General features: G+C 71.8%; 5 protein-coding genes. All 5 read right to left on the bottom strand.

The features are described 5' to 3' along the window. Positions 1-150: 150 nt before the first annotated feature. Complete coding sequence (locus ADL01_RS16705) at positions 151-1,461, bottom strand: DUF58 domain-containing protein (RefSeq protein ID WP_053742792.1); 1,311 nt, start codon at positions 1,459-1,461, stop codon at positions 151-153. Then, positions 1,461-2,450, bottom strand: coding sequence for an AAA family ATPase (locus ADL01_RS16700; RefSeq protein ID WP_107090910.1), 990 nt, complete (start codon positions 2,448-2,450; stop codon positions 1,461-1,463). Before ADL01_RS16700 ends, ADL01_RS16705 begins: the two co-directional genes overlap by 1 nt. Continuing rightward, a complete protein-coding gene (locus ADL01_RS16695; protein ID WP_053742790.1) occupies positions 2,450-3,658 on the bottom strand; it encodes a DUF4350 domain-containing protein in 1,209 nt (402 codons plus the stop codon). The genes ADL01_RS16700 and ADL01_RS16695 overlap by 1 nt, the downstream gene beginning before the upstream one ends. After that, positions 3,655-4,398, bottom strand: a complete 744-nt coding sequence (locus ADL01_RS16690) for a DUF4129 domain-containing protein (RefSeq protein ID WP_053742789.1) — start codon at positions 4,396-4,398, stop codon at positions 3,655-3,657. Before ADL01_RS16690 ends, ADL01_RS16695 begins: the two co-directional genes overlap by 4 nt. A 43-nt stretch (positions 4,399-4,441) precedes the next feature. After that, a partial coding sequence (locus ADL01_RS16685; RefSeq protein WP_053742793.1) for a glycerophosphoryl diester phosphodiesterase membrane domain-containing protein occupies positions 4,442-5,574 on the bottom strand: 1,133 nt, incomplete at its 5' end.

The following is a 5,574-nucleotide window of genomic DNA, read 5'->3' as shown; positions in this document are numbered from 1 at the left end:
TGCAGGGGGGACCCTGTGGGAGAGTAGGACGCCGCCGAACAAATATTACGAGAAGCCCCGTACCGGGTTACCGGTACGGGGCTTTTTTGCGTGCTTTTTGTGTTTCCGGGCCATTGGAAATGGTGTCTCTCCCTTGAGGAGAGACACCATTCAGAGGCGTCCGGCGGCTTTCAGGGCCAGATAGGCGTCCGCCAGCGCCGGCGCCAGGTCATCCGGAGTCGCGTCGACAACCGTGACGCCGTGGCGGCGGAGCTGTTCGGCGGTTCGATGGCGTTCCGCTTGTGCTTGGGCGGCGGACGCGGCCTCGTACACCGCTTCTGTGTTTCCTCGGGACGCTGCCATTCTTGCGATGTGCGGGTCCGCCACCGAGGCCAGGAGGACTGTGTGGCGCTGGGTCAGTTGGGGGAGGACGGGGAGAAGGCCCTCTTCGATGGGGGCCGTGTCGAGGCTCGTGAGCAAGACGATCAGGGAGCGTCTGGGGGCCGTACGGAGGGCGGTGGCCGTGAGGCTGCGGGCGTCGGTTTCGATGAGTTCGGGTTCCAGGGTGGCCATCGCGTTGACCAGGGACGGGAGGACGTCGGCTGCGGCACGGCCCTGGACCAGGGCGCGTACTCGGCGGTCGTACGCGAGGAGGTCCACGCGGTCGCCGGCGCGGGAGGCCAGGGCTGCCAGGAGGAGGGCCGCGTCCATGGAGGCGTCCAGGCGGGGGACGTCGCCCACGCGGCCCGCCGACGTACGGCCGGTATCGAGGACCAGGACGATGTGGCGGTCGCGCTCGGGGCGCCAGGTGCGTACGGCGACCGTGGTCTGGCGGGCTGTGGCGCGCCAGTCGATGGAACGGGTGTCGTCGCCGGGGACGTACTCGCGCAGGCTGTCGAATTCTGTGCCTTCGCCGCGGGTCAGGACGCTGGTGCGGCCGTCGAGTTCGCGCAGGCGGGCGAGCTTCGAGGGGAGGTGCTTGCGGCTGGTGAACGGGGGCAGGACGCGTACCGTCCAGGGGACTTGGTGGCTGCCCTGGCGGGCGAAGAGGCCCAGCGGGCCGTACGAGCGGATTGTTACGCGGTCGGCCTGGCGGTCGCCTCGGCGGGTGGGCCGCAGGCGGGTGGTGGCGCGGCGGCGTTCGCCGGCGGGGACCGTCAGGCGGTGGCGGGAAGCCTCCACCTCCGTGCCGGACTGCCAGCTGCTAGGTGGCCAGGCGTCGCGGAGGCGAGCGCGGAGCAGGCGGGCGGACGGGTTGGTCACCGTGAGCGTGACGTCCGCTGATTCGCCCAGGCGTGCCGATGTGTCGCCGGAGCGGGCGAGGCCGAGGCGGCGTACCGGCGCTGCCAGGGCGTAGTCGCAGGCGCACGCGAGCGCCAGGGGACCGTTGACGGCGAGGAGGCCTGTCCAGCCGGGGTCCAGGAGGCCGACGGGGATCGAGCCGAGGGCCGCCAGGAGGGCGGCGCGGCCGGTGAGTGGCATCAGCGGGGGACGGGGACGTGGGCGAGGATCGCGTTGATGACCGAGTCGGCCGTCACGCCCTCCATCTCGGCCTCCGGGCGGAGTTGCACGCGGTGGCGGAGGGTGGGCAGGGCGAGTGCTTTGACGTCGTCGGGGATGACGTAGTCGCGGCCTGTCAGCCAGGCCCAGGCGCGGGACGTCGCGAGGAGGGCGGTGGCGCCTCGGGGGGAGACGCCGAGCGTGAAGGACGGGGATTCGCGGGTCGCGCGGCAGATGTCCACCACATAGGCGGTGATCTCGGGGGAGATGGCCGTCTTGGCGACTGCGGCGCGGGCTGCTTCGAGGTCCGCCGGGCCTGCCACGGGGCGTATGCCGGCGGCGTGCAGGTCGCGCGGGTTGAAGCCCTCGGCGTGGCGGGTCAGGACGTCGATCTCGTCCTGGCGGGAGGGGAGGGGGATGGTGAGCTTGAGGAGGAAACGGTCCAGCTGGGCTTCGGGGAGGGGGTACGTGCCCTCGTACTCGACCGGGTTCTGGGTCGCCGCGACCAGGAACGGGTCGGGGAGGGGGCGTGGGGTGCCGTCGACCGTGACCTGGCGTTCCTCCATGGCTTCCAGGAGGGACGACTGGGTCTTCGGGGGTGTGCGGTTGATTTCGTCCGCGAGGAGGAGGTTGGTGAAGACCGGGCCCGGCTGGAAGGAGAACTCTGCGGTGCGCGTGTCGTAGACGAGGGAGCCGGTGATGTCGCTCGGCATCAGGTCCGGAGTGAACTGGACTCGCTTGGTGTCGAGTTCGAGTGCGGATGCGAGGGCCCGGACGAGCAACGTTTTGGCCACTCCAGGGACTCCTTCAAGGAGAACGTGTCCGCGGCAGAGGAGGGCGACGACGAGGCCGGTCACGGCGGGGTCCTGGCCGACCACAGCTTTCGCGATCTCGGCGCGCAGGGCTTCCAGAGAGGCCCGGGCGGTGCCCGGGTCCCCGGTGGTCCCGGCGTTGTCAGTGGTCGGGTCCATCATGGACGGCGTACCTCTCTTTCGAGGGCGTCGAGCTGGTCGGCGAGGGAGATGAGGGCGGCGTCGTCGCCGGGCGGCGGGCCGAAGAGGAGGGAGTGCAGGGCCTGTCCGCCGCTGTGGTTCTGGAGCTGGGTGGACAGGGCGGGGAGCAAGGACTCGGGCGTGTGTGCCTGGGTAACGGGGACGCCTACCAGGGGGGCGAGGCGAGTGCGGGTCGTGGAGCGAAGAGCGCCTGCCGCGCGCTCGCGGGCGTTGGTCTTGCGGTAGAGGCGGGCGCGGCCTTCGACGGTTTCGGAGGCGCGGATCGCCACGGGGAGACGTTCGGGGACGAGGGGGCCGAGTCGGCGTGCCCGCCAGAGGGCGGCCAGGGCTGCGGCGACGAAGAGTTGCAGGGTGCCCCAGAGCCAGCCCGAGGGGAGCAGGTCGAAGAAGCCGCGTTCGCCCGAGTCGGTGAGCGAGTCGTCGGAGAGCGAGGGGAGGTACCAGACCAAGTGGGGGCGGGAACCGAGCAGTTGGAGGGCGAGCGAGGCGTTGCCGTGCTCGTCGAGACGGTCGTTGTAGAGAATGTCGGGTGCGCCGAGCACGACGGTGTCGCCGTTTCCGCCGGCCGCGGGGACGCGTACGAGGGTGGGGACGCCCTTGCTGGGGTAGCACGCGTCGGCGCCGGGGGCGGTGGTGTCGTAGCGGAAACCGCCCGTGTCCGCGGTGCCCGCGCGTTGGGCGGCGGGCAGTTCGCAGTTCGGGGACAGCTTCGAGTCGAAGCTGATCGCGGGGTCGGCGGTGACACCGGGGGCGAGTGTTCCGACGGACGGGCTGCTGGGGGCGATCAGGACGGTGCGTCCGCCGGAGCTCGCCGTCGCCGTGTGCAGTTGCTCCTGTTGACGGTCGGTCAGCAGGTCGGGGACCGCGATCAGGAGGGTCGTGCCGGCGCCGGCCGCCGCGCTCGCCTGGGCGAGGGTGGTGACCACGCGCGTGGACACGCCCCGGTCGGCGAGCAGCGTGGCGACGGCACGACTGCCTTGAGGGTCGGTGGAACGCGGGTCGAGGCTGCCGTGCTCGGTGCCGGAGCTGATCACTGCGATCGTGACGGCACCCACGAGGAGGAGGACGACGCCGAGTGCGACTCCTCGCGTGCGGGTCCACACCTGGCGGGCGGTGGGCGAGGTCGAGGTGGAAGCGGGGAGCAGGGGGGTGGCCTCGGTGCTCATTCGGCGGCTCCCTGGCGGGCGTTGTGGGCCGTGCTGGGGGTGCTGTGGCTGTTCGTGAGGGCCGGTTTCGTGCGCTCCAGGTCGCTGTCGAGTTCTGTGAGCCGGCGGTACGTCTGCGGGGAGGCGGTGCGTCCGCCGTACGTCACGTCGTCGAAGTCGCGTGCCGCGGTGCGCAGGCGGTCGGTGTGTGCCGGCAGGGTGTGGCCCGCTTCCGCTGCCGCCTCGTCGGCGGTGCGGCCGGGGCGGGAGTCGAGCAGGGCGCGTTCCTCGAGGGAGCGGACGACGGCGCGCATGCGTTCCTGGACGGCCTGGTTCCAGTGGCCCTGGACGGCGTGTGCTTCGGCGGCGGCGCGGTGTTCGGCGGCGCTGCGGGGGCGGTCGTCGAAGAGCACGGCGGAGGAGGTGGGGCCGGTGCGTGGGGTGCCGAGGCGCCACCACAGGGCGCCGATCACGGCGATGACGGCGAGGAGGACCACCACGAGTCCGACGGCTCCTCCGGGGGTCGCGGTGGAGGCCGTGTTGAACAGCTTGCCGAGCCAGTCCCAGAAGGCGTCCATGGCTCGTTGGAAGAGGCCGGGGTCGCTCTCGTGGTACATGCGCTTGGACAGCTCCCGCCGGGCTGCCTCCCGCGCGGGATCACGCGGGATCGTCAGTGGCGGGTCGTCGGCCGCCAGTGACAGTACGGCGGTGTCGCCGGCCCGCAGCAGGGCTCGTACGGCTGCTTCGGTGGTGTGCGCCATGGCCGGCACCGTGGTGAATGATCCCCCCGTCGGGCTCACCGCATCAGCTCCCCGGGGTGGCGCCCGGCGTGCCGGAGCCGGGGTCCTGGACGCCTGCCGCGCGGGCCAGGTCGAGGTCGAGGGCCTCGCGGCGGATGCGCTGGTCGATGTAGAGGAGCACGGTCACGCCCGCTGTGATGGGGAGGGTGACCGTGGAGCCGAGCACCGAGCCGATGCCGCTGACGATCAGGAACGTCCAGCTGTAGCCGCCCGTGCCGTTGAAGAGGTCGCTGATGCCGTTCCCGGCCAGGGCCGCACCGATGAAGGTGAACGGGACGACGACGATGGCCGAGACGATGCCCGCGATGATCCCGGCGAGCAGCTGGATGCCGAGGACTCGCCACCAGGCGCCGCGGACGAGTTTCGCGGATCGGGTGATCGACTTCACGATGCTCTGCTTCTCCAGCATCAGTGCCGGCGAGGCGAGGGAGAAGCGGATTATCAGCCACAGCGCGACGAAGCTCGCTCCGAAGAGGCCAACGATGGCGAGTGCCGCGCCGCCGCCTTCCGAGGCGGAGAGGGCCACGAGGAGGCCCGGGGCGAGGCCGACGGCCATGATCGCGATGACGGTGAGCAGCAGGAGGAGGATGAGGCCGAAGAGCTTGGGGACCTGGGGGCGGGCGTCCCGCCAGGCCTCGCCGGTGGTCACTGTTTTGCCGAGCACGGCGCGGCTGGTCACGGTCGTGAGCAGGGCCGTCGCGATGACGGTGCCGATCAGGGAGATCACGAAGAGGACGCCGGAGCTGAGCAGGGCGTCGCCCATGGCGCGGGTCAGTTCGTCGAGGCTCGCGCTCGGGTTCTTGAGGGTGTCGGCGCTCGTGCTGTTGTTCAGCACGTATCCCTGGAGGAGGACGGCGACGATCTCCGTGACGACCGCGACGGTGAGCGAGATACCCAGCACGGTGCGCCAGTGGGCGCGCATGGTGGAGACGGCGCCGTCGAGGATCTCACCGACGCCGAGGGGGCGCAGCGGGATCACGCCGGGCTTGGCCGCGGGGGGGGGGCCGCCCCAGTTGCCGCCCCAGCCGGGGTGGCCGCCGGCCGGGCCGTATCCGCCGTACCCTCCGGGGGCGCCAGGAGGGGTGTCGCCCCAGCCGGGGCCCGGGGGCGGTGGTGGGGGCGGTGCCTGGCCGGGGC

Origin of the sequence: Streptomyces sp. NRRL WC-3618 (genome assembly GCF_001280005.1) — a bacterium.
GTDB lineage: Bacteria > Actinomycetota > Actinomycetes > Streptomycetales > Streptomycetaceae > Streptomyces.
The sequence above is the reverse complement of the archived record's forward strand: the minus strand, read 5'-3'. Positions and strand labels throughout refer to the sequence as shown.

Bases quoted from the DNA above. Each gene is read 5' to 3' on its own strand.
- ADL01_RS16695 (WP_053742790.1), bottom strand. From the start codon at position 3,658: ATGAGCACCGAGGCCACCCCCCTGCTCCCCGCTTCCACCTCGACCTCG.
- ADL01_RS16690 (WP_053742789.1), bottom strand. From the start codon at position 4,398: ATGGCGCACACCACCGAAGCAGCCGTACGAGCCCTGCTGCGGGCCGGC.
- ADL01_RS16700 (WP_107090910.1), bottom strand. From the start codon at position 2,450: ATGGACCCGACCACTGACAACGCCGGGACCACCGGGGACCCGGGCACC.
- ADL01_RS16705 (WP_053742792.1), bottom strand. From the start codon at position 1,461: ATGCCACTCACCGGCCGCGCCGCCCTCCTGGCGGCCCTCGGCTCGATC.